The 23,037-nt window shown below is 65.0% G+C and carries 18 protein-coding genes; 11 read left to right on the plus strand and 7 right to left on the minus strand.

The window, feature by feature from the left end; translation table 11 throughout:
- Nucleotides 1-3: 3 nt before the first annotated feature.
- From AC0J42_RS07315 to AC0J42_RS07325, 3 genes are all read right to left on the minus strand, one after another.
- Nucleotides 4-858: a pirin family protein gene (locus tag AC0J42_RS07315; RefSeq protein ID WP_473005645.1), complete on the minus strand. Its 855-nt coding sequence runs from the start codon at nucleotides 856-858 to the stop codon at nucleotides 4-6.
- Nucleotides 859-1,043: 185 nt separating this feature from the next.
- A complete protein-coding gene (locus AC0J42_RS07320; RefSeq protein ID WP_473005647.1) occupies nucleotides 1,044-1,820 on the minus strand; it encodes an MlaA family lipoprotein in 777 nt (258 codons plus the stop codon).
- Nucleotides 1,813-3,111: a serine/threonine protein kinase gene (locus tag AC0J42_RS07325; protein WP_416422958.1), complete on the minus strand. Its 1,299-nt coding sequence runs from the start codon at nucleotides 3,109-3,111 to the stop codon at nucleotides 1,813-1,815. The genes AC0J42_RS07320 and AC0J42_RS07325 overlap by 8 nt, the downstream gene beginning before the upstream one ends.
- A 213-nt stretch (nucleotides 3,112-3,324) precedes the next feature.
- On the opposite strand from AC0J42_RS07325, the gene AC0J42_RS07330 reads away from it, so the two are divergent.
- Nucleotides 3,325-3,681 (plus strand): hypothetical protein, encoded by a 357-nt coding sequence (locus AC0J42_RS07330; protein WP_473005648.1) that lies wholly within the window; start codon nucleotides 3,325-3,327, stop codon nucleotides 3,679-3,681.
- Nucleotides 3,682-3,808: 127 nt separating this feature from the next.
- Here AC0J42_RS07330 and AC0J42_RS07335 read toward each other — a convergent pair whose 3' ends face one another.
- Entirely contained in the window at nucleotides 3,809-5,365 is a 1,557-nt protein-coding gene (locus AC0J42_RS07335; RefSeq protein WP_473005649.1) for a glycoside hydrolase family 17 protein, read from the minus strand.
- A 271-nt stretch (nucleotides 5,366-5,636) separates the two neighbouring features.
- On the opposite strand from AC0J42_RS07335, the gene AC0J42_RS07340 reads away from it, so the two are divergent.
- The 3 genes from AC0J42_RS07340 to AC0J42_RS07350 all read left to right on the plus strand — a co-directional run bounded on the left by AC0J42_RS07340 (nucleotide 5,637) and on the right by AC0J42_RS07350 (nucleotide 8,694).
- Nucleotides 5,637-6,494 (plus strand): glycine betaine ABC transporter substrate-binding protein, encoded by an 858-nt coding sequence (locus AC0J42_RS07340; RefSeq protein ID WP_416422961.1) that lies wholly within the window; start codon nucleotides 5,637-5,639, stop codon nucleotides 6,492-6,494.
- Between the two features lie 233 nt (nucleotides 6,495-6,727).
- The gene (locus AC0J42_RS07345) at nucleotides 6,728-7,039 is read left to right on the plus strand and encodes a DUF485 domain-containing protein (protein ID WP_416422962.1); all 312 of its coding nucleotides are present in this window, start codon (nucleotides 6,728-6,730) and stop codon (nucleotides 7,037-7,039) included.
- Nucleotides 7,036-8,694, plus strand: a complete 1,659-nt coding sequence (locus AC0J42_RS07350; RefSeq protein WP_473005650.1) for a cation acetate symporter — start codon at nucleotides 7,036-7,038, stop codon at nucleotides 8,692-8,694. Before AC0J42_RS07345 ends, AC0J42_RS07350 begins: the two co-directional genes overlap by 4 nt.
- 63 nt (nucleotides 8,695-8,757) lie before the next feature.
- Here AC0J42_RS07350 and AC0J42_RS07355 read toward each other — a convergent pair whose 3' ends face one another.
- Nucleotides 8,758-8,910, minus strand: coding sequence for a DUF3309 family protein (locus AC0J42_RS07355; protein WP_009045034.1), 153 nt, complete (start codon nucleotides 8,908-8,910; stop codon nucleotides 8,758-8,760).
- A 535-nt stretch (nucleotides 8,911-9,445) separates the two neighbouring features.
- Here AC0J42_RS07355 and AC0J42_RS07360 point away from each other — a divergent pair.
- Nucleotides 9,446-9,700 carry a DUF3077 domain-containing protein gene (locus AC0J42_RS07360; protein ID WP_473005651.1) on the plus strand — a complete coding sequence of 85 codons (255 nt, stop codon included), beginning with the start codon at nucleotides 9,446-9,448 and terminating at the stop codon, nucleotides 9,698-9,700.
- Between the two features lie 164 nt (nucleotides 9,701-9,864).
- Here AC0J42_RS07360 and AC0J42_RS07365 read toward each other — a convergent pair whose 3' ends face one another.
- Both AC0J42_RS07365 and AC0J42_RS07370 read right to left on the minus strand, forming a co-directional pair.
- Complete coding sequence (locus AC0J42_RS07365; protein ID WP_473005652.1) at nucleotides 9,865-11,046, minus strand: catalase family protein; 1,182 nt, start codon at nucleotides 11,044-11,046, stop codon at nucleotides 9,865-9,867.
- Nucleotides 11,043-12,848 carry a di-heme-cytochrome C peroxidase gene (locus tag AC0J42_RS07370; RefSeq protein WP_473005653.1) on the minus strand — a complete coding sequence of 602 codons (1,806 nt, stop codon included), beginning with the start codon at nucleotides 12,846-12,848 and terminating at the stop codon, nucleotides 11,043-11,045. Before AC0J42_RS07370 ends, AC0J42_RS07365 begins: the two co-directional genes overlap by 4 nt.
- Nucleotides 12,849-13,247: 399 nt before the next feature.
- On the opposite strand from AC0J42_RS07370, the gene AC0J42_RS07375 reads away from it, so the two are divergent.
- The 6 genes from AC0J42_RS07375 to AC0J42_RS07400 all read left to right on the plus strand — a co-directional run bounded on the left by AC0J42_RS07375 (nucleotide 13,248) and on the right by AC0J42_RS07400 (nucleotide 23,007).
- Nucleotides 13,248-16,997 (plus strand): sulfite reductase subunit alpha, encoded by a 3,750-nt coding sequence (locus AC0J42_RS07375; protein ID WP_473005654.1) that lies wholly within the window; start codon nucleotides 13,248-13,250, stop codon nucleotides 16,995-16,997.
- 289 nt (nucleotides 16,998-17,286) lie between these two features.
- Nucleotides 17,287-19,845, plus strand: a complete 2,559-nt coding sequence (nirB, locus tag AC0J42_RS07380) for a nitrite reductase large subunit NirB (protein WP_473005655.1) — start codon at nucleotides 17,287-17,289, stop codon at nucleotides 19,843-19,845.
- Nucleotides 19,845-20,207: a nitrite reductase small subunit NirD gene (gene nirD, locus AC0J42_RS07385; protein ID WP_473005656.1), complete on the plus strand. Its 363-nt coding sequence runs from the start codon at nucleotides 19,845-19,847 to the stop codon at nucleotides 20,205-20,207. Before nirB ends, nirD begins: the two co-directional genes overlap by 1 nt.
- A 94-nt stretch (nucleotides 20,208-20,301) precedes the next feature.
- Nucleotides 20,302-21,225, plus strand: coding sequence for a pca operon transcription factor PcaQ (pcaQ, locus tag AC0J42_RS07390; protein ID WP_416422970.1), 924 nt, complete (start codon nucleotides 20,302-20,304; stop codon nucleotides 21,223-21,225).
- Between the two features lie 164 nt (nucleotides 21,226-21,389).
- Nucleotides 21,390-22,169, plus strand: coding sequence for an FKBP-type peptidyl-prolyl cis-trans isomerase (locus AC0J42_RS07395; RefSeq protein WP_416422971.1), 780 nt, complete (start codon nucleotides 21,390-21,392; stop codon nucleotides 22,167-22,169).
- Between the two features lie 370 nt (nucleotides 22,170-22,539).
- Entirely contained in the window at nucleotides 22,540-23,007 is a 468-nt protein-coding gene (locus AC0J42_RS07400) for a YkvA family protein (RefSeq protein WP_473005657.1), read from the plus strand.
- Nucleotides 23,008-23,037 lie beyond the last annotated feature (30 nt).

Below are 23,037 nucleotides of genomic sequence, written 5' to 3' on the forward strand. Positions count from 1 at the left end.
GGATCAGGCCGTCAGGCGGTCGTCGCGGAAGTCGCGCAGGGCCTGTTCGATCTCTTCGCGACTGTTCATCACGAACGGGCCGTATTGCACCACCGGCTCGTTCAGCGGCTTGCCGGCGAGTACCAGTACCCGTGCGCCCTCGGCGCTGTCGATGCGCAGCTCGCCACTGTCGCCCAGGCGCACCAGGCGGCTGGCCGCCACGCTGCCGGCATGGCCGGGCAGCTGCACCGCGCCTTCGTACACGTACAGCATCACCCGGTGCCCCTCGGGCAGGCGCGGGCTGATGCTGGCGCCGGCTGGCAGGCGCAGGTCAAACAGGTGCGGCTCGGTGTGTGGCCGCTCCACGGCGCCCAGTTGCTGCACTTGGCCGTCGTCGAAGGTGCCGGCGATGGCCACCACGTCGATGCCGGCCGGGGTGGTCAGGCGCGGAATGTCCTCGGGCTGGATGTCGCGGTAGCCGGGGGTGCCGAGTTTGTCCTTGCCAGGCAGGTTGAGCCACAGCTGGAAGCCGCGCATCACGCCCTCTTCCTGCTCGGGCATCTCGCTGTGAATGATGCCGCGGGCAGCGGTCATCCATTGCACGCCACCGCCTTGCAGCAGGCCGACGTTGCCTAAATGGTCTTCGTGGCGCATGCGCCCTTCGAGCATGTAGGTAATGGTTTCGAAGCCACGGTGCGGGTGCGGCGGGAAGCCGGCGATGTATTCGTCGGGGTTGTCGGAACCGAATTCGTCGAGCATTAGGAACGGGTCGAAGCGTTCGATGCCGGGGCCGCCGATAACGCGGGTCAGGCTGACGCCAGCGCCATCGGAAGTGGCCTGGCCGGCTTGGATGCCGATGATCTTGCGAAATTGAGTCATTGCACAACTCCTGTAGGAGGGTGGGAATGGCTCTATTGTTACGCGGGAAATATCGAACGAATAGCGACTATTTTGGCTATCAACTATCGATAGAATTGATGCTTTGTGAAGGCGACGCCGCCTGGCGGCCGCTGCTACGGGTTTTGTAGCAGCGGCCGCCAGGCCGCGTCCGAAGCGCCGCGCTATTACTCGGCGATCTGCAGCTTGCGCGATTCGGTGTAGATGTAGCGCACCTTCTCGTACTCGAACGGCGTGTCCAGCGAGCCATAGCGGAAGCTGGTGGTGTAGCGCTTGTCCACCGCGCGCAACGCCCAGATTTCCGGGTGGCGGCTGCTTTCCTGGGACACGTTGAGGAAGTTGATCTGCGACTCGGCGCCGTAGTCGAACAGCAGGCCGGTGGTGTCACGCAGGTTCGACGGCCCGAACACCGGCAGCACCAGGTACGGCCCGGCCGGCACGCCGTAGAAGCCCAGGGTCTGGCCGAAGTCCTCGGTCTGGTGCGGCAGGCCCATCTTCGTCGCCGGGTCCCACAGGCCGGCCACGCCGATGGTGGTGTTGAGCAGCAGGCGGCCGGTGATCTGCAGCGAGCGCTTGCCCTTGAGCTGCAGCAGGCTGTTGACCAGGTTCGGCACGTCGCCCAGGTTGCTGAAGAAGTTGCTCACGCCGCTGCGCAGGAAGCCGGGGGTGATGTAGCGGTAGCCGTTGACCACCGGCAGGAACACCCACTCGTCGAAGCGGTAGTTGAAGTGGTAGACGCGGCGGTTCCAGTTCTCCACCGGGTCGTAGACGTTCAGCGCGGTCAGGCTCGAACGCTCGAACTCGCGCTGGTCCAGGCCGGGGTTGAACTTGAGCTGCTTGAGCGGCTCGGTGAAGCCATCGGCGTCGGCGTGGGTCGGTTGCTCGTCGGCGTGGGCCATGCCGGCACACAGCAGTGCGGCGGCCAGGAGGAAGGTCTTAGCCACGGAAGAACTCCAGCATGGCGTCGGCGTTGACGCGGTAATTGAGGTTGCCGCAATGGCCACCGTGGGGGTAAACGGTCAGGCGGTCGCCGAACGTCTTGCGCAGGAAACCCAGGTCGCCCGGGCCGAGGATGATGTCGTCGGCGTTGTGCATCACGGCGATTTTCGGGCTGTCGTGCAGGTAGTCCTTGAGGGCGTACAGGCTCACCTCGTCCACCAGTTGCAGCAGGCTGCCGCCGTCGGTGCGGGCGCGCCACATGGGGATGACCTGGTCGGTCAGGTAGCAGTCGAAGTCGCACTGCAGCGCGCGCTTGAGGAACGGCGTCAGGCTGGTGCCCTCGGTGATCGGGAACTTGGGCGGGGTAATCAGCCCGCGGCGGTTGATCAGGTCCGAGGTGAAGGCAATGTCGGCCGCCGAGAAGCGGAACGAGGTGCCGATCAGCATGGCCATCTGCTCGTTGGACAGGTGCTGCTTGGACTGCTGGATGTCATACAGCAGGGCATCGTTGAGATCGATGTAGCCCTTCTGCTGGAAGTAGCGGGTGAGCTTCTGCAGCACCACTTCATAGAACGTGGTGGTGTTGTTGATGCCCTTAACCTGCGCCTGCACCAGCTTGTCGAGGTTGCTGATGGAGGTGTACAGGTTCACCGGCGGGTTGAGCAGCAGCACCTTCTTGAAGTTGAAGCTGCGGCGGGTCTCGTCCAGCTTGCTGACGAAGGCGGCGTCCAGCGCGCCCAGGCTGTAGCCGGTCAGGTAGAAGTCGGTGACCGGCAGTTTGGGGTTCTGCGCGCGCACGGCTTGCATAACCCGGTACAGGTCTTCGGCGTCTTCCTTGGTGACCCCGGGCGTGGCGAAGCGCGAGGCGGCGCTCATGAAGTCGTAGCTGGTGGGGGACGACAGCTGCACCACGTGGTAGCCGGCCTGGTAATACAGCTTCTTCAGGTATTCGGTGAGGCTGCTGGTGTAGGGCGCGCCGGTGCCGGCGATGATGAAGATCAGCGGCGCGGCGTGGTCCTGGTAAGCCAGGCGGTAGCGCAGTTTCTTCACCGCCCAGAAGTTGTCGGGCAGGGTGAAGTCGCGGTCCGGGCGCAGGTTCAGTGTGTGGTCGGCCTGCTTGATGTCGTCATCGGCGGGCAACTTGGGGCGCAGGTCCGGCGGCGTCGAGGCGATGGTGGCTTCGAACGGGTTGGTCAACGGGTAGCCATAGGTGGCGACGTCGACATCCTTGGCTAGCGCGGACGCACTCAGAATGAGGCCGCCCAGCAAGGCAGCGAAGTGCAGTATTCGAAGCATGACGGTGTCCCTAAAAGGCGAAAGCTAAGTGAAGTACGCAGGCTCTGACCACCGCGTTGGTGGCAAGTTGCCCAGTATGACTGCTTTTGACACGCTAAATATTGTACGGGCGTGATACACCAACAGACACAATAGCTACATTGGCTGTTTTCGCCTTGCATAACAGGGCGGGGTGGTTATTCTTGGCGCCGTTTTTCCTTTCCGGAGTGTGTCATGTCCCGCCGTACGTCGCTGATCGTGCTTTTCGTCCTGGTTGCCCTGAGCCTGGCTTCCAGCTATGGCGTGCGTTACGGGTTGATGGAGGATGCCCGCTGGGTGGGGCTGTGCAGCGACGAGGCCAGCCGCTGGGAATGCCAGCTGCGCTCGGGGCTGGGCTACCTGATTCACTTCCGGATGATTTCCATGGCGGCGCTGGCGGCCGCCGTGGTTGGCTTCCTGGTGCCGCGCTGCCTGGGTTGGTGGCTTGCGGTGCTGGCGCTGGTCATCGGCATTCCCGGGCTGGTGCTGTACAGCGCCAGCCTGGCGGTGTTCGCCGTGGTGATCGCCGGCCTGCGCCTGGTAAGACGCTAACCCCGGGACGCGGCCTCTGGCGGATGGCCGCCCCGCCGCTGCTACATCCTGTGGGAGCTGGCTTGCCAGCGAGCTGTTGGGGCCATAAAAGCTCGCTGGCAAGCCAGCTCCCACAAGACAGTTGCTGCTACGGGTGAGGGGTGTGGCGCAGGCTGCGCGCCAGCGCCCACACCATCAGGCCGCTGACAATCGCCCACCACCAGGCCTGCTGGTTCTGCAGGCCTTCAATGGCCAGCTGTACTGGAATGCCCACGGCCACGATTGCCGTCAGCAGCAGCGCCTCGGGCCTGCGTACTCGCACCGGCCGCAGCAGGTACACCAGCGCCGGCAGCACCAGCGCCGCACTCGGGAAGCTGCGGTAGCGGGCGTCGAACACCAGCGCCAGCATCATCACCGCCGCCGCGAAGCCTGCGGCCCCCAGCCACCAGCCGCCACGGCGGTCCAGCCAGGCGAACAGGCGTTCGCGCCAGCCACTGCGTTGCGCCTGGGCCAGCACGCCATGGGCCAGCACGATCAGGTTCAAGCCCACCAGCAGCACCGCCCACACCCACTCTTCGGCGAAGCGCGCGTTGATGCGCACCAGCTCGCCCCAGGCGCCCAGGCTGCCGGCACCCACGGCCGCCAGCAACGGCAGCAGCAGGGCGCTGCGGCGGCTGTTCACCCGCCCGGCAAAGGCCAGGGTGGCCAGCCACAGCAGCACGCCGGCGCCCAGCCACTGTGGCCAGAACGGCACGTTGGTGACCGGGCCCTGCAGCACGCCCTTGTCCTGGCGGTCGGCGTCGAACAGGCCCCAGTAGCCGCCCACGGCGCCTTCGCTGGCGCGCTTCCACGGCTGGTCGAAGGCCTCGATCAGGTTGTAGTGCCAGCCGCGTTGCTCGGCCATGGCCACTACGCCGCGAATAAAGCGCGCCTCGTTGACGCGGCTGGGCAGGGCGGTCTCGCGCTGGCGGCCTTCGCTGGGCCAGCCGGTCTCGCCAATCAGGATGTCCTTGGGCGCGAAGCGCTTGGCGAACTCGTCATGCACCTGGGCCACATGGGCCAGGGCCTTGTCGATGCCGCTGGGGTTGTCTTCCCAGTAGGGCAGCAGGTGGATGGTGAGGAAGTCCACCTCCGGCGCCACTTCCGGGTACTGCAGCCAGAAGTCCCATACGTCAGCGTAGGTGACCGGCTGCTTGACCTGGCTCTTCACCTGGCGAATCAGCGTGGCCAACTGCTTGCCGGTGACCTCCTTGCGCAGCAGGGTCTCGTTGCCGACTATCACCGCCGTCACCACGTCAGGGTTGGCGTTGGCGGCGGTGATCAGCGCCTTGATTTCCTTCTGGGTGTCCACCGGGTTGCCGTTCACCCAGGCACCGATCATCACCTTCAGGCCATGCTTGCGGGCAAGGGCGGGGATGCCCTCCAGGCCAGTCATGGAGTAGGTGCGGATGCACTCGAAACGGGTGGCCAGCAGCGCAAGGTCAGCGTCCATGCGCTCGGGGCGCAGCTTGAACGGCTGATCGAACGGCGACTGGTCCTTGTCGAACGGCGTGTACGAGGCGCACTGCAGTTTATGCGTGGCGCTGGCCGCGTCGGGCAGCACCACCGGCTTGCCCAGCCCGTACCAGAAACCGGCGAGGGCAAGCAGACCGAGCACACAGGCAAACAGGTACGGCAACAGGGTGGAACGGGATGTGGCGGGCATTGGCTATTTTCGTCAGGCAACAAAGCCGCGCATGTTACCTGTATTTGCCCGGCGCTTATGCATTCACCATGCAAAGTTCGGGCAGACGACCGTTGGTCGCTGGCGCTAATGGCAAGGTGATGTCGTTTCTCGCTGCCTCAAGGTCGCAGCCAGAGCAGGATGCTCGGCCCGCGAGGTTGATGATCACTGGGCACTACAAGGCGATTTGCCAGCGCCGTGCACGCCAACGATGCTCGACCGTCGTCGAGCGCAGCCTTTTGGGGAAGTCTGGATGAAGATGAAGAAAATCCTGGGAGCGGCCACCGCTCTGGTACTTGCTGCAAGTTCCACCCTGGCCAGCGCCGAGACCAAGCCAACGTTGAGCATCGGCTATGTCGATGGCTGGTCCGACAGCGTCGCCACCACCTTCGTGGCCTCGGAAGTGATCAAGCAGAAGCTGGGCTACGACGTGAAACTGATGCCCGTGGCCACCGGCATCATGTGGCAGGGCGTGGCCACCGGCAAGCTCGACGCCATGCTGTCGGCCTGGCTGCCGGTTACCCACGGCGAGTACTGGGCCAAGAACAAGGACAAGGTGGTCGACTACGGCCCCAACTTCAAGGACGCCAAGATCGGCCTGATCGTGCCCGAGTACGTGGCCGCCAAGTCCATCGCCGACCTGAAGACCGACAAGACCTTCAAGGACAAGATCGTCGGCATCGACGCCGGTTCCGGCGTGATGCTCAAGACCGACCAGGCCATCAAGGACTACGACCTGACCGGCTACAAGCTGCAGGCCAGCTCCGGCGCCGCCATGACCGCCGAACTGGGCCGCGCCTACGACAAGCATGAATCCATCGCCGTGACCGGCTGGGTGCCGCACTGGATGTTCGCCAAGTGGAAACTGCGCTTCCTCGACGACCCGAAAGGCGTGTACGGCGCGGCTGAAACCGTGAACAGCATCGGCAGCAAGGAACTGGACACCAAGGCGCCGGAAGTGGCTACCTTCCTGAAGAAATTCCACTGGAACTCCAAGGACGAGATTGGCGAGGTGATGCTGGCCGTGCAGGAAGGCGCCAAGCCTGAAGCTGCGGCCAAGGACTGGGTCGCCAAGCACCCTGACCGCGTGGCAGAGTGGACTGCTAAATAACCCGCAACCGCTCTATACCGCAACTTCCAGAACCGTCGGGGTTAATAGCCCCGGCGGTTTTTTCGTTTCAGTGCAATGGCAGGCGGGTTTTATTATTGTCATAAGTAAGCTAAGCAACTATGTCGACTGGCAAAGCGGTAATGTCGATCTAATACTAAGGTCGTCTGGAGCCGCTTTCACAGCAGCCTAAAGTGGAACAGTGTCACCCCATCTGTGCTGCGAGGATAAAAACAATGAACGACAGCATTTACCTATCGATACAAAACAGCCCGCGCTTCAAGGAGCTGGTGCAAAAAAGGGAACGATTCGCCTGGATACTCTCGGCGATCATGCTTGGGCTTTATGCGGCGTTCATTCTACTGATCGCCTACGGCCCCCATATATTGGGCGCCAAACTGACCCCCGAATCGTCTATCACCTGGGGTATTCCCATTGGTGTCGGGCTGATTCTCAGCGCATTCATATTGACCGGCATCTACGTGCGCCGTGCCAACGGCGAGTTCGATGACCTGAACAAGGAAATTCTCAAGGAGGCGCAACAATGATCAAGCGATTATTGGCCAGCCTCGGCCTCCTTGGGTTCGCCCCGGCGCTGTTCGCCGCCGATGCCATTACCGGCGCCGTGCAGAAACAGCCACTCAACGTCTCGGCCATTGTCATGTTCGTGGTGTTCGTGGGCGCCACCTTGTGCATCACCTACTGGGCCTCCAAGCGCAACAAGTCCGCAGCCGACTATTACGCAGCGGGGGGGCGCATCACCGGTTTCCAGAACGGCCTGGCCATTGCCGGTGACTACATGTCGGCGGCGTCTTTCCTGGGTATTTCGGCCCTGGTGTTCACCTCCGGCTACGACGGACTGATCTACTCCATCGGCTTCCTGGTGGGCTGGCCGATCATCCTGTTCCTGATCGCCGAGCGCCTGCGCAACCTGGGCAAATACACCTTTGCCGACGTGGCTTCCTACCGCCTGAAGCAGACCGAGATCCGTACCCTGTCGGCCTGTGGTTCGCTGGTGGTGGTGGCGTTCTACCTGATCGCGCAGATGGTTGGCGCCGGCAAGCTGATCCAGCTGCTGTTCGGCCTGGACTACCACGTGGCCGTGGTGCTGGTGGGCATCCTGATGTGCCTGTACGTGCTGTTCGGCGGCATGCTGGCCACCACCTGGGTGCAGATCATCAAGGCCGTGCTGTTGCTGTCGGGTGCCACCTTCATGGCGCTGATGGTGATGAAACACGTCAACTTCGACTTCAACACGCTGTTCTCCGAAGCCATCAAGGTTCACCCCAAGGGCGAGGCCATCATGAGCCCCGGCGGCCTGGTGAAAGACCCGATCTCGGCGTTATCCCTGGGCCTGGCGCTGATGTTCGGCACCGCTGGCCTGCCGCATATCCTGATGCGTTTCTTCACCGTGTCCGATGCCAAGGAAGCGCGTAAAAGCGTGCTGTACGCCACCGGCTTCATCGGCTACTTCTACATCCTCACCTTCATCATCGGCTTCGGCGCCATCCTGCTGGTCAGCACCAACCCGGCCTTCAAGGACGCGGCGGGCGCGCTGCTGGGCGGCAACAACATGGCGGCGGTGCACCTGGCCGATGCCGTGGGTGGCAGCATCTTCCTGGGCTTCATCTCGGCCGTGGCCTTCGCCACCATCCTGGCAGTGGTCGCCGGGTTGACCCTGGCCGGTGCCTCGGCGGTGTCCCATGACCTGTTCGCCAGCGTGATCAAGAAGGGCAAGGCCAACGAGAAAGAAGAGATTCGCGTCTCGAAAATCACCACCATCGCCCTGGGGATCCTGGCCATCGGCCTGGGCATCCTGTTCGAGAACCAGAACATCGCGTTCATGGTGGGCCTGGCCTTCTCCATCGCCGCCAGCTGCAACTTCCCCGTGCTGTTCCTTTCCATGTACTGGAAACGCCTGACCACCCGTGGTGCCATGATCGGTGGCTGGCTGGGGCTGATCAGCGCCGTGGGCCTGATGATCCTGGGCCCGACCATCTGGGTGCAGATCCTCGGTCACGCGAAACCCATCTACCCCTACGAATACCCGGCGCTGTTCTCGATGATCATTGCCTTCGTGGGTATCTGGTTCTTCTCCATCACCGACAAGTCCAAGGCGGCCGATGATGAACGGGCGCTGTTCATGCCGCAGTTCGTGCGTTCGCAGACCGGCCTGGGCGCCAGCGGGGCAGTGGCCCACTAAGTTATAAAGCGTGTATTGAAAAGGCAGCCCTCGGGCTGCCTTTTTTGTAGGGCTTTTTACCGGTTATATCCTGCCGAGCAATACCAGTATCAGCAGTACCACCAGCACTACGCCGATAATGCCCGATGGCCCGTAACCCCAGCTGCGGGAGTGCGGGAATACAGGAAGACCACCGATCAACAGCAGGATGAGAATGATGATAAGTATGGTGCCCATGGCGTTATCCTTTATTCGACTTTTGGGGTGCAGGCTTTTAGCGTCAGGAAAAAGCGTGACGGCTTATTAAGTCCGACTCTGGGGTTCGTAAAAAAGTCCGAAAATATTTTGCCCGCCGTTTACCGAACTTCCCCCACCCCCACAAACAACACCCCCCGTAGCAGCTGCCGAAGGCTGCGTCCCCAGCCCCGCGGTGCCCCGGACGCAGCCTTCGGCAGCTGCTACGGGCCGGTGCGTCCTACAAGCGCGGAAACAGTTTCGGAAACGTCTGACTTGAGCCTCGGGGGCAGGGGGGCTAGTCTCCGGGCCTCGCTGCAAACACAGCGGGCAGGCGTGCAAGCCTGGGTCAAACGAGTGCGGCTATTGTAAGATTCGAGCCGGCGTATCCGTACGCCTCGACGATTATGGTAGCTGTGCGCGGGAGGGCTTCGGTCCTGCCGGGTTTACTCGTTCCTGGTCTTGCACACCTGCGTGCAGCTGCCACCCATCGCGTGCAAGCGGTGGTTGGCTTACCTAACCAATACGAGACTTGTTCATGACTTCCGACATCCCAACCGTCACCCAACTCACCCCCTTCGGCCCCACCGACAGCACGGGCCAACCCATGTTCGCCGTCAACCCCGGCATCCCCAGCGAAGACGCCCTGGCCCAGGTTTCCTTGTTGCTGGGCTACGCCCACGCCACCGCCTACGAAATCGCCGACAGCGACGCCACCCACGACAAGGCCTTCGCCCGCGCGGTGCTGCCGCTGCTCACCAAGGCCAAGGCGCTGGTAGACGCCTGCGTCTGAAATATCATCGTTTCCGCACGGCATCATGACCGCTGATCCCGTGCGCAAAACCTGATACCCGTAGCAACCACTGTCCATGTGGGAGCTGGCTTGCCAGCGAGTTTTTCGGCCATCAACAACTCGCTGGCAAGCCAGCTCCCACAGGCGCCTTCGTGCGGCAGTTTTTACGGGGTCGGGTTCAGCGCCGCATTGCGCGCGTGGCGGTAGTCGCTGACGGCTTCGTATACGGCCTTGCGCAGGCGGTTGATGCCGCCGATGGGGCGGTGGGCCTCGATACCGTGCCAGGGGTTGAACGAGAGGTTGTCGCACATCAGGTTCTGCGCCGGGGTGTCGAAGTCCTGGGGTGGCACGCGGATCATGGCCACGGTCTGGAACGGCGCGTCGCTTTCCTTCCATTGCACGCTGGTGTCCTCGATGGGCATGTACTTGCGCGCATCCTGGCGCTGGATCTGCAGCATGAAGCACGCCGGCTGCTGGTCGGTGGTCAGCTGCTGGTGCAGGGCGGTGCGCAGGAAGTTGGGCAGGTCCTGGTTCTGCTTCGCCACGGTGTAGGGCGGGCAACTGCCGGGGTCGGGCACCACGCGGAACTTGGCGTTGGCGCTGCCGAACTTGTACGGCGACACCGAGTAGTAGGTGGCCAGGGTAGGGCTGGCGGGCGCGTCGGCCAGGGTGGCCTTGGCGATCAGCAGGTGGCGCAGCCGCCAGCTGCGCGGGTCCCAGCTGGGGAAGAAGGCCAGCACCTGCTTGCCGTCGGCCTGGGCGCCGATGTTCTGCCGGTATTCGGCCACGTCGCTGACGAAGAAGTTAGCGTGGTTGAACATCACGAAGTCCTGCTCGTGCTTGCCCGCCTGGTCGGCCATCAGTTGCTGGCCGGGTACGTCGAGCAGCTTGATGGCCATGCCGCGGGCGTCCTGCAGCTGGTCGAACTGCGGGTAGGCGTTGCCGTTGGACAGGCGCATCCAGGCCTGCCAGACCTTGCCCGGCTGGGCGAACACGCCCTGGCGCAGGTCGGCCGGCAGGTTCTGCGGCACGCTGACTTCGGCGGTCACGCAACCGTGGGCCTTGGCGTGGGCGTCACGCAGGTAGCGAGTGGGCTCGCGGTGCTGGTCGACGATGCGAATGGCGGTCTGGATGATGTCCTGGGTCATGGCCGCCTCGCCGGGCGGCACCTGTTCCTCGGCCGGCACGGGGCCAGAGAACTTCCACGCGTAGTAGCCGTAGCCGATGGCAATGCCCAGGGCGCCAAGCACCAGCAGCCACAGCGCCAGCTTGAACAGGCCGCGGCCCAGGCGCAGCCACAGGCGGCCGAAGAAGCCCGGCAGGCGGGACGAGTCGCTGAACATCATGGCAATTTTTCCTCGAGCGGGCCGCCCAGAACTTTCAGGTATTCGATCAGTGCGCGGCGTTCTTCCGGGGCCAGGTAGCGGCCGATCACGCCACGCTCACGCGGGCCGTCGCGGAATTCGTGGCCGCTGTTGTGGTTGCCGGTGATGGCGGTGTCGTACAGGAAGGCGCCGTCGAAGCGCGCGGTGTGGTAGCCCAGGTTGGCCGGGTCGTATTCCAGGCTGCCACGGTAGAAGGTGCGCTGGCGTTCATCCTGGGGCGACAGCAGCTGGTACACGCTGGGCACCGAGCCGTTGTGCAGGAACGGTGGGGTGGCCCACACGCCGGCCAGGGGGCGAGCTTTATAGGCCAGCACTTCCAGCACGCCGATCGGCAGGCCGAAGCCGTTGTAGCGGGCCTGGTCGGCTTCACTGATGCCGGCGGCCTTGTAGGCGTGCCGCTCCACGAACGCGGTGACGTACGCCAGGCCCTGGGCCACCGAGACCTTGGTCAGATCCAGCGGGCCGGGGTCGGGCTGGAGGGTCACGTTCAGGCCCTTGAGGTCTTCGGGCGTCCACTTCAGGCTGCTGACGTCGTAGCGGTAGGTGGCGATATTGTTGGCGGCGGTGGGGTCGGTGCCGATGGTTTGCGTGGGTACCAGCACCATCTGGCGCACCGGGCGCCCGCTGCTCTTGTCAGTGGGCGGCACGTGGCAACCCGCGCAGTTGTCGGTGAACAAGGCGTGGCCCGCTGCAGCCTTCTGCAGGTCGACCTTGCCGAGGATGTCTTCGGGCCAGGCTGGCGCCTTGAGGTGCTGCAGTGCGGTTTCGATGCTGTACAGGTCCTTGACCCGCACGCTGGAGGCGTAGCGGTCGTCGCCGGTCAGCGGCTGGCCGTGCTCGTCGAAGAACTTCAGGGTGGCGCCCACGCCCAGGGATTCACCGACGTTGCGGGCCATGGGCTGCTGCGCCGAGCCGGTCCACTGCACCCAGTCGAAGGTCCAGATGTCCCACAGCTGCGGGTAGTCCACCGGGGCGTTGGCCACCCGGTAGTTGGCGGGCGAGATGGCGTCGCCGAAGGTGGCGTTGGCGATGCGCCCGAAGGCGTCGGTGCGGCCGGGGCCTTCCTGGGTGGGGTAGAGGTTGCGGTGCCAGTCGTTCCAGGCGGTGTGGGCGAAGGTGTCCAGCGAGGCCTTGAACTGCTTGCGCAGTAGGTCGCGGTCGCTGTCATAGCGCTCGCCGAGCACGCGGTGGGCGAAGCGGCTCCACTTCCACGGGATGTAGTAGGTGGCCGCCAGGCTCGACACCAGCGCCTGGCCAAAACTGCCGCCCTTGAGCGTCGGTACGCTGGAAGGCAGCACGTGCTGGGCGGTGCCGCCGTCGATGCGCACGGCCTGGCCGTTCAGGCGCAGCTCGCCGGTGTGGCAGGCGGCGCAGGTGATGTCCAGGTACTCGGCGTTGTCACCGTCGTTGCGGTGGCGGGCAAAGCCTACCGGCAGGTTGCCGGGGTTGGCGGCGCTGGCCTGCTGGTGCGGCTCGGTGAGGAAGCCGAAGCGCGCCAGGTACTCGGGGGCGGCGAAGCGGTCCTGGGAGAACGGCAATTCCAGGTTGGTGAACCAGTCGTAATGCAGGCCCTTGACCTGGGTGCCCTGGGGCGTGAAGTAGTACAGCTGGCGGTCGGCCGCGCTCCACTGGTCCAGGTAGCGCAGGGTCTGCGCCGGCTCGTAGCGGGGCAGGTTGGGGCGCGCGGTGTAGTACAGCACCACCGCCAACACGACGAAAAGGCCAAACAATAGCACCAGCAGGGCGCGGGAGACGAAACGCACGGCAGACATCCATATCAGGGAAACAGTCCCCTTTTATGCCTGATTATATATACAGTGGCAAGTGGCTATTCCCCTGTTTTATGTACTACTTTGTATCCTGTGGGAGCTGGCTTGCCAGCGAGCTGTTGAGGCCCCTGAAAGCTCGCCGGCAAGCCAGCTCCCACAAAGGCGGCTTTGTTTTGGTGCGTGTGCTGCATGCAGGTGCACCGAACGCGGCCCGGGGCTGGGATAACCCTGGTGAAAACGCGGCCTCGGCGTTCTGGCGCGGCCTTTGCACTGCCTCCATCATCCGCAGTCAACGTCGATTGCACCCATCACGACAAAGGCGCCGTGTTGCCCCCGCTCAGTAGAGCGTGGGGCAGCCGGCGCCTTTTTGTTTTTCCAGGTCGAGGCAGGCCCATGAGCAGTACCACGGTTCGCAGTGTGTGCCCCTATTGCGGTGTTGGCTGCGGCATCATCATGAGCGTCAGCGCTAACCGCGTGACCAAGGTGGCCGGCGACAAGGCCCACCCCACCAATTTTGGCCGGCTGTGCACCAAGGGCAGCAGCTGCCACCAGCCGCTGGCCGACAGCGGCCGCATGGAACACGCCTACGTGCGTAGCGAGCGGGCCCGCGACCCGGCGCGCACGCCCATGGCCCAGGCCATCAGCGCCACCGCCCGGCGCCTGCGCGCGCTGATCGACGCCCATGGGCCGGACGCCGTGGCCTTCTATGTCAGCGGGCAGATGTCGCTGGAAGCGCAGTACCTGGCCAACAAGCTGGCCAAGGGGTTCATTCGCACCCGCCACATCGAGTCCAACTCGCGGCTGTGCATGGCCAGCGCCAGCAGCGGCTACAAGCAGTCGCTGGGGGCCGACGGGCCGCCGGGTTCCTACCAGGATTTCGACCAGGCCGACCTGTTTTTCGTCAGCGGCGCGAACATGGCCGATTGTCATCCCATTCTGTTTTTGCGCCTGCTGGACCGGGTCAAGGCCGGCGCCCGGCTGATCGTCGTCGACCCGCGGCGCAGTGCCACCGCCGACAAGGCCGACCTGTTCCTGCAGATCCGCCCCGGCACAGACCTGGCTTTGCTCAACGGCCTGCTGCACCTGCTGCTGCACAACGGCAAGGTCGACCAGGCCTTCATCGCCCGTCACACCCAGGGCTGGGAGGCACTCCCCGAATTTCTCGCCGACTACACCCCGGCTAACGTGGCGCAGCTCACTGGCCTTGCAGAAGCGGATATCCGCAAGGCCGCCGACTGGATCGGCGAGGCACCCAACTGGATGAGTTGCTGGACCATGGGCCTCAACCAGAGCACCCACGGCACCTGGAACACCAACGCCCTGTGCAACCTGCACCTGGCCACCGGCGCCATTTGCCGCCCCGGCAGCGGGCCGTTCTCGCTGACCGGCCAGCCCAATGCCATGGGCGGCCGCGAGATGGGCTACATGGGCCCGGGCTTGCCCGGGCAGCGCTCGCTGCTGGTGGCACGCGACCGCGCCTTCGTCGAGCAACAGTGGCAGTTACCGCCGGGCACCCTGCGCAGCGACACCGGCGCCGGTACCATCGATATGTTCGAACAGCTGCGCAACGGCGCCATCAAGGCCTGCTGGATCATCTGCACCAACCCGGTGGCCAGCGTGCCCAACCGCCAGCGGGTGATCGACGCCCTGCAAGCCGCCGAACTGGTGATCACCCAGGACGCCTTCCTCGACACCGAAACCAACCGCTACGCCGACATCCTGCTACCCGGCGCCCTGTGGGCCGAGGCCGAAGGCGTAATGATCAATTCCGAGCGCAATCTCACGCTGATGCAAAAGGCCGTGGACGCGCCCGGCGAGACCTTGCCCGACTGGCAGATCATCGCCCGAGTGGCCTGTGAAATGGGCTTTGAGGCCGCGTTCAGTTACCCCAGCGCCGAAGCCGTTTTCGAAGAGATCAAGGGCTTCCACAACCCCGACACCGGTTACGACGTGCGCGGCGCCGATTACCCGCGCCTGCGCCAGACGCCGCTGCAATGGCCGTGCGAGCCTGGCCGCGGCGACGACCGCAACCCGGTGCGCTACGTCACGCCCGACGGCCCGCGCTTTCCTAGCGACGACGGCCGCGCGCGCTTCTTTGCCCGGCCGCACATGGCCCCCGCCGAGCTGCCCGACGATGACTTCCCGCTGGTGCTCAACACCGGCCGCGTGCAGCACCAATGGCACACCCTGACCAAGACCGGCAAGGTCGCCAGCCTGAATAAGCTCAACCCCGGGCCCTTCGTTGAGGTGCACCCCGAGGACGCCGCGCGCCTGGGCATCGCCGAGCGCGACCAGGTGCGCCTGCAAACCCGCCGCGGCCACGCGGTGCTGCCAGCGCGGGTCAGCGACCGGGTGCTGCCGGGCAACCTGTTCGCGCCGTTCCACTGGAATGATCTGTACGGCGACGACCTGGCCGTCAACGCCATGACCAGCGACGCCGTCGACCCGGTGTCGTGGCAGCCGGAGTTCAAGTTCAGCGCCGTGACCCTGAGCCGGGTCAGCGGTGCCTTGATACCCACGGTCGAAGCCGATGCTTGCCAGCCTGACGCGGTGGTGCCCGAGCAGTGGGTGCTGTGGGCCTCCCAGACCGGCAACGCCGAGGCCTTGGCCAGCCTCTGCGGTGAGCAGTTGCGGGGGGCGGGCCTGCAGGTGCAGGTCAACTGCATGGACGAAGTCAGCCTGCCGCAATTGCGCCAGGCGCGCAGCGTGCTGTTGATCACTAGTACCTTTGGCGACGGTGACGCGCCGGACAACGGCAGTGGGCTATGGGCCGCATTGCAGGAGGGGGGCGCCGAGCAGTTGGCCGGGGTGCGCTATTCGGTCCTGGCCTTGGGCGACAGCAGCTACGAGCAGTTTTGCGGCTTCGGTCGCAAACTCGATGCCCGCCTGCAACACCTGGGTGCCACCGCGCTGGTGCCGCGCATGGACTGCGAGCCCAACTACCAGGAACTGGCCGAGCAGTGGCTGGGCCAGATCAACCTGGCGCTGACGGGCACTGCGCCAGTCCGGCCTGCGGTGGCCAGGGACTACAGCGGCTACAGCCGCCAGCGCCCCTGCCAGGTGCGCATCAAGCACAACCGCCTGCTCAACGCGACGGGCGCGGAGAAGGAAACCCGGCAGATCGTCTTCGACCTGAGCGACACCGGCCTGCAGTACCAGGCCGGCGACGCCCTGGGCGTGTGGCCCACCAACTGCCTGACCCTGGTGGAGGAACTGCTCGCCGCCCTGGGCCTGGACAGCAGCCAGCACGTGCAGGTGCCCGACCAGGGCGAGATGGCCCTGGCCCAGGCGCTGCACAAACATTACGAGATCACCCGCATCACCCCCGCCTGGTTGGCGCTGGTGGCCGAGCGCAGCGGCAGCCCGCGGCTGGCCGAGTTGCTGGCGGCGGATAACAAGGAAGGCTTGAACCAGTGGCTATGGGGCCGGCAGCTGCTCGACCTGCTGGACGAATTCCCCACCGAAGTCAGTACCGATGAATTGCTGGGCCTGCTTAAACCGCTGCAACCACGGCTGTACTCCATCAGCTCCAGCGCCCAGGCCACGCCCAACGAGGTGCACCTCACGGTGTCCACCGTGCGCTACCGCCACAACGACCGCGCACGCAGCGGCGTGTGCTCGGCGTTCCTCGCCGACCGCGCCAGCAACGGCCTGGTGTCGATTTTCGTGCAGCCGTCCAAACACTTCAAAGTGCCCGCCGACCCCGCCGCGCCGATGATCATGGTCGGCCCCGGCACCGGCGTCGCGCCGTTCCGCGCCTTCTTGCAGGAGCGCCAGGCCAGTGGCGCCAGCGGCCCCAATTGGCTGCTGTTCGGCGAGCAGCGCCAGGCCACCGATTTCTACTACCACGACGAGCTGGAGCGCTGGTTGCAGCAGGGCCACCTGCAACGCCTGGACACGGCTTTTTCCCGCGACCAGGCGCAGAAGGTCTACGTGCAGCAGCGCATGCTGGAGCAGGGCGCGCAGTTGTGGGCGTGGCTGCAGCAGGGCGCGCACTTCTACGTGTGCGGCGACGCCAGCCGCATGGCCAAGGACGTCGACACGGCGCTGAAGGCGGTGATCGCCGAGCATGGCGGCGTGGACGCCGAGGCGTACGTGGCGCAGATGAGCAAGGCCAAGCGCTACCTGCGCGATGTGTACTGAAACGAGGCACAGCGCAGGTTTTCGCACCAACCTGGCCCCGTAGCCGCTGCCGCCAGGCTGCGCTGGCCGGTATTGCCACCAGGATTTTGTGGGTGGACGCAAGGGCCAGCGCAGCCTGGCGGCAGCGGCTACGGGTAAATCCCGTGTTGGCATGCAACCTGCTTCGAGACTATCAGCCCACCCGCGTTCAACGGCGATCGCACCCAGGGGCACCCCACACAGATACCAGGCAAAGGCGCCTGGAGCTTAACGGCTCCAGGCGTCTTTTTTTTGTTCGAGGAAAACCTGCATGAACGCATTCATGACGCTCAAGCCGCGCCCGCAACTGATCATCGTCGGCAACGGCATGGTCGGCCACCACTGTGTCGAGCAACTGATTGAGCGCGGGGTCCTGGCGCAGTTCCAGGTGCGGGTGTTCGGCGAAGAGCGCCAGCGCGCCTACGACCGCGTGCACCTGTCCGAGTACTTCGGCGGCAAGGACGCCGAGGCGCTGGCCCTGGGCGATGCCACCCTGTACGCCGACCACGGCGTGCAGCTGCACCTGGACGAAGCGGTGCTGGAGATCGACCGGGCCAACCGCCAGGTGGTCACCGCCCAAGGCCGCTATGCCTACGACCAACTGGTGCTGGCCACCGGTTCCTACCCGTTCGTGCCGCCCATTGCCGGCTCCGAAGGCGACGCGCGGCTGGTGTACCGCACCCTCGACGACCTCGACGCCATCCGCCAGGCCGCCAGCACTGCCCGCCGTGGCGCGGTGGTGGGGGGCGGCCTGCTGGGCCTGGAGGCGGCCAACGCGCTGAAGTCCCTGGGCCTGGAAGCCCACGTGGTGGAGTTCGCCCCGCGGCTGATGCCGGTGCAACTGGACAGCGACGGCGGCGCCGCGCTGCGCGCGCAGATCGAGGCCCTGGGGGTAGGCGTGCATGTGTCGCGTGCCACCCAGGCCATCGTCGCCGGCGAGGCCTATCGCTACCGCATGAACTTCGACGGTGGCGAGTTCCTGGAAACCGACCTGGTGGTGTTCTCTGCCGGCATCCGCCCCCAGGACGCCCTCGGGCGCAGCGCCGGCCTTGACGTTGCCACGCGTGGCGGCGTGGTGGTGGACGCGCACTGCCGCACCAGCGACCCGGCGATCTTCGCCATCGGCGAATGCGCGTCCTGGAACGGCAGCGTGTTCGGCCTGGTGGCGCCCGGCTACAGCATGGCGCGCAACGTCGCGGCGCTGCTGGCGGGGCAGGGCGAGGCCACCTTCGGCGGTGCCGACATGTCCACCAAGCTCAAGCTGCTGGGCGTGGACGTGGGCTCCATCGGCGACGCCCACGCCGCCACGCCGGGTGCGAAAAGCTACCGCTTCATCGACGAGGCCAACGCCAGCTACCGGCGCCTGGTGGTGTCGCCGTGCGGCAGCAAGGTCATTGGCGCCGTGCTGGTGGGCGACAACAGCTACTACGACACGCTGCTGCAGTACGTGCAGAACGGCATCGCCCTGCCCAAGGATCCGTCCAGCCTGATCCTGCCCCTGAGCGACGGCGCCCCGGCCCTGGGCGCCGATGCCCTGCCCGACAGCGCCACCCTGTGTTCCTGCCACAACGTGACCAAGGGCGCGGTGTGCGCGGCCATCGACAGCGGCTGCGGCGACCTGCCCAGCCTGAAGGCGCAGACCAAGGCTTGCACCGGTTGCGGCGGCTGTGCGGCGCTGCTCAAGCAGGTGTTCGAGCACGAGCTGATCGCCCGCGGCGTGGCTGTGGACAAGAGCCTGTGCGAGCACTTCGCCTACACCCGCCAGGAGCTCTACGCGCTGGCGCGGGTAGGCGACATTCACAGCTTCGAGGAACTGCTGGCCCGTCACGGCCGTGGCCACGTGGGCTGCGATATCTGCAAGCCCACCGCCGGCAACATCCTCGCCTCGTGCTGGAACCAGCCGATCATGGACCCGTCGCTGGCGCCGCTGCAGGACACCAACGACACCTTCATGGCCAACATGCAGAAGAACGGCACCTACTCGGTGGTGCCACGCATTCCCGGTGGCGAGATTACCCCGGACAAGCTGATCGCCATCGGCGCGGTGGCGAAGAAATACGACCTGTACACCAAGATCACCGGCGGCCAGCGCATCGACCTGTTCGGCGCCCAGCTGCACCAATTGCCCGACATCTGGGGCGAGCTGATCGACGCCGGCTTCGAGACCGGCCACGCCTACGGCAAGAGCACGCGCACGGTGAAAAGCTGCGTGGGCAGCACCTGGTGCCGCTACGGCGTGCAGGACAGCGTGAAGATGGCGCTGTTCATCGAGGACCGCTACAAGGGCCTGCGCTCGCCGCACAAGCTCAAGTTCGCGGTGTCGGGCTGCACCCGCGAGTGCGCCGAGGCGCAGAGCAAGGATGTGGGCGTGATCGCCACCGAGAAGGGCTGGAACCTGTACATCAGCGGCAACGGCGGCATGCGCCCGCGCCACGCCGAGCTGTTCGCCACCGACCTGGACGACGCCACGCTGATCCGCTACATCGACCGCTTCCTGATGTTCTACATCCGCACCGCCGACAAGCTGCAGCGCACCTCGGTGTGGCGCGAGAGCCTGGAAGGCGGCCTGGACTACCTCAAACAGGTGATCATCGAGGACAGCCTGGGCCTGGGCGCCGAGCTGGAAGCGCAGATGCAGCACGTGGTCGACCGCTACGAATGCGAGTGGGCCAACGCCCTGAAAGACCCGGAGAAGCTCAAGCGCTTCCGCACCTTCGTCAACGACCGCCGCGACGACCCCGGCGTGCACTTCGTCAAGGAGCGCGGCCAGCGCCGGCCCGCCACCCACCATGAACTGAAACTGATCCCGCTCGCCGAGGAGGCCCTGTGATGAACAACGCCCATCAAGCTGTGCAAGCCCAGGCCTGGCGGCCGGTGTGCCAGCGCCGCGACCTGGTGGCCAACAGCGGCGTGGTGGTGTGGCTGGACGGCGCCCAGGTGGCGCTGTTCTACCTGCCCGACGCCCCGGACGGCCAGGTGCTGCACGCCATCGACAACCACGACCCGCGCTCGGGCGCCAACGTGATCGGCCGCGGCATCGTCGGCCAGCTCAAGGGCCAGTTGGTGGTGGCGGCGCCGCTGTACAAGCAGCATTACGCCCTGGCGGACGGCCATTGCCTGGAAGCACCCGGCGAGCGCTTGCGTACCTGGCCCGTGCGGCTGGTGGGTGATGAAGTCCAGATAGCCGCGTGATATATGTGGGAGCTGGCTTGCCAGCGAGCTTTTTGTTGCCCCCCAAAGCTCGCTGGCAAGCCAGCTCCCACAAGAGCGGTGTAACATCGTCGCCATGAACCTCGACACCCGCATCAAATTCCGCCACCTGCTGTGCTTTCTCGAAATCGCCCGCCAGGGCAGTTTCGCCAAGGCCGCCGACGCCGTTGCCATCAGCCAGCCGGCCATCTCCAAGACCCTCAAGGAGCTGGAAGACCTGCTGCAGACCCGCCTGTTCGACCGCGACAAGAGCGGCGTCGAGCTGACCCCCGCCGGCGTGCGCTTCATGCGCTACGCCGCGCCCTGTGTGCAGGCCCTGCGCGACGGCGTGAGCACCTTGCGCAGCGAGCAGCACGAGGCGCCGCAGGTGAAGGTGGGGGTGCTGTCCACCGTGGAAAGCCGGTTGATGCCCGAGGTGCTGTGCCGTCTCAACGAGCGCCATGCCGCCCTGGTGGTCAGCGTGGCCACCGGCCCCGGCGCGCACCTGCTGGCGCAGCTGCACGTGGGCGAGCTGGACCTGGTGATCGGGCGCATGACCGACAACCCGCAAATCCAGGGCCTGATGTTCGAGCACCTGTACAGCGAGGCCATGACCCTGGTGGTGCGCCCCGGCCACCCGCTGCTGGGCGAGGTGCCCACCGACCGCGGCAAGGTCAACCGCTACCCGCTGGTGCTGCCGCTGGCCGGCACCACCATCCGCAAGCACGCCGACAGCCTGTTCGTGCAGTGCGCCATCGAGCCGGCGGCGCAACGGCTGGAAACCCTGTCGCCGACCCTCAGCCGCCGCTACGTGCTCAGCAGCGACGCCATCTGGGTGGCCCCGCGCGACGCAGTGCTGCTGGACATCCGCCAGGGCGAACTGTTCGAGCTGGACCTGGGCGTGCGCGAGCCCGGCGGCTCGGTGGGCATCTGCAGCAACGCCTCGCTGGCGCTGTCGCTGCCGGCGCAGTGGCTGTGCGATGTGGTGCGCGAGGTGGCGGCCAGTTATCGCGAAGCCTGAATGTAAGATTTTGGTAAGGTTTGCCATCATTCAGATGAAACCCTTTAAACACCTGAACTTATCTGTATTTTCCGGCTCTCATGCCGGTAGCCATTGGTCGTGGCCGCCTGATAAGCTCGCGGCTTTACTCGATTGCCCATTTGGCGCATGAACAAGGAAATAGCATGAAACAGCATCGGTTGGCGGCGGCGGTTGCCTTGGTCACTCTGGTACTCGCAGGTTGCGACAATCATTCCAGCGTGGAACTGAAAACCCCGGCGCAGAAAGCTTCCTACGGCATCGGCCTGAACATGGGCAAGAGCCTGGCACAGGAAGGCATGGACGATCTGGACTCCAAGGCCGTCGCCCAAGGCATCGAAGATGCTGTCGGCAAGAAACCCCAGAAGCTCAAGGACGACGAACTGGTCGAAGCCTTCGCTGCGCTGCAGAAGCGTGCCGAAGAGCGCATGACCAAGATGAACGCCGAAGCTGAAGCGACCGGCAAGAAATTCCTCGAAGAGAACGGCAAGAAGGAAGGCGTGGTCACTACCGCTTCCGGCCTGCAGTACCAGATCATCAAGAAAGCCGACGGCCCACAGCCCAAGCCGACTGATGTGGTGACTGTCCACTACGAAGGCAAGCTGACCGACGGCACCGTCTTCGACAGCTCCATCGAGCGTGGTAGCCCAATCGACCTGCCAGTGAGTGGCGTGATCCCTGGTTGGGTCGAAGGCCTGCAACTGATGCACGTTGGCGAGAAGATCAAGCTGTTCATCCCGGCTGACCTGGCCTACGGTGCCCAGAGCCCAAGCCCGAAAATCCCGGCCAACTCGGTGCTGGTATTCGACCTGGAACTGCTGGCCATCAAGGATCCGGCCAAGGCCGACCAGGCGCCTGCCGCCGCTGACGCCGACAAGGCTGACGCTGCTGATGGCGACAAGGCCGACAAGGCTGCTTCGAAGTAATTCGCAGCCTTGCGCACAAAAACGCCCCGCCTTGCGGGGCGTTTTTTTTTGCCCGCGCACATTTTCAACGTAGCCGCTGCCGTAGGCTGCGCTGGCCTTCTGCCTCGCTGAAGATTCACGGGGCACACGCTGGCCAGCGCAGCCTACGGCAGCGGCTACGGTAGGATTGAACCTGCTGGATGGCTGAACAGTCTCAAGAAGGTGTCAGGCGCAAACGATTTACCTCAACGTCTCAAAGTGTGTAAAAAACGCCCGATCTAAGCGCAAGCCTTGAAAAACCTGGCTTTGCGCCATTAAAACGGCCGCTGTTCACAAGGTTATCCACAATAACTGTGGATAACCCTGCCACCCTGTTTCCCCCGGAGGGGCGATGAAAGCACCCTGGAGTTTTGCCCGTTTCCTGCCCTTGGCCGAGCGCCTGCTCAACCGCGGCAAACTGCCGGCCCTGATCTTCGCCGTGGTGCGCAAGAGCCAGGGCACGGCAGGGCGTTTCAGCGAGTTGAAGGCCAACGTACGGCTGTTGCAGGAGCTGTGCCTGGCCTACTGGCGCGGCGAGTACCGCGCCATCAACCCGCGCTCGCTGGTGATGATCGTCGCCGGCCTGCTGTACTTCGTCAGCCCCATCGACGCCATCCCCGACTGGATACCCGGCATCGGCCTGCTCGACGACATCGCGGTGCTGGCCTGGGTGGTCAACAGCCTGGAGAAGGAACTGGCCGCCTTCAAGGCCTGGCGCGACAGCCTGCGCCCCGAGAAGCTGCGGGTGGTGGAACGCCTGCCGGCCAGCCCGCGCGCCTTGCAACTTGAACACAACAGCGGCGAAAAACCGACTATGTAAGCAAGTTGAAATAGAAAATCCCGTTACGAC

The sequence above is a fragment of the Pseudomonas sp. Tav-5-1A genome, from assembly GCF_055755055.1.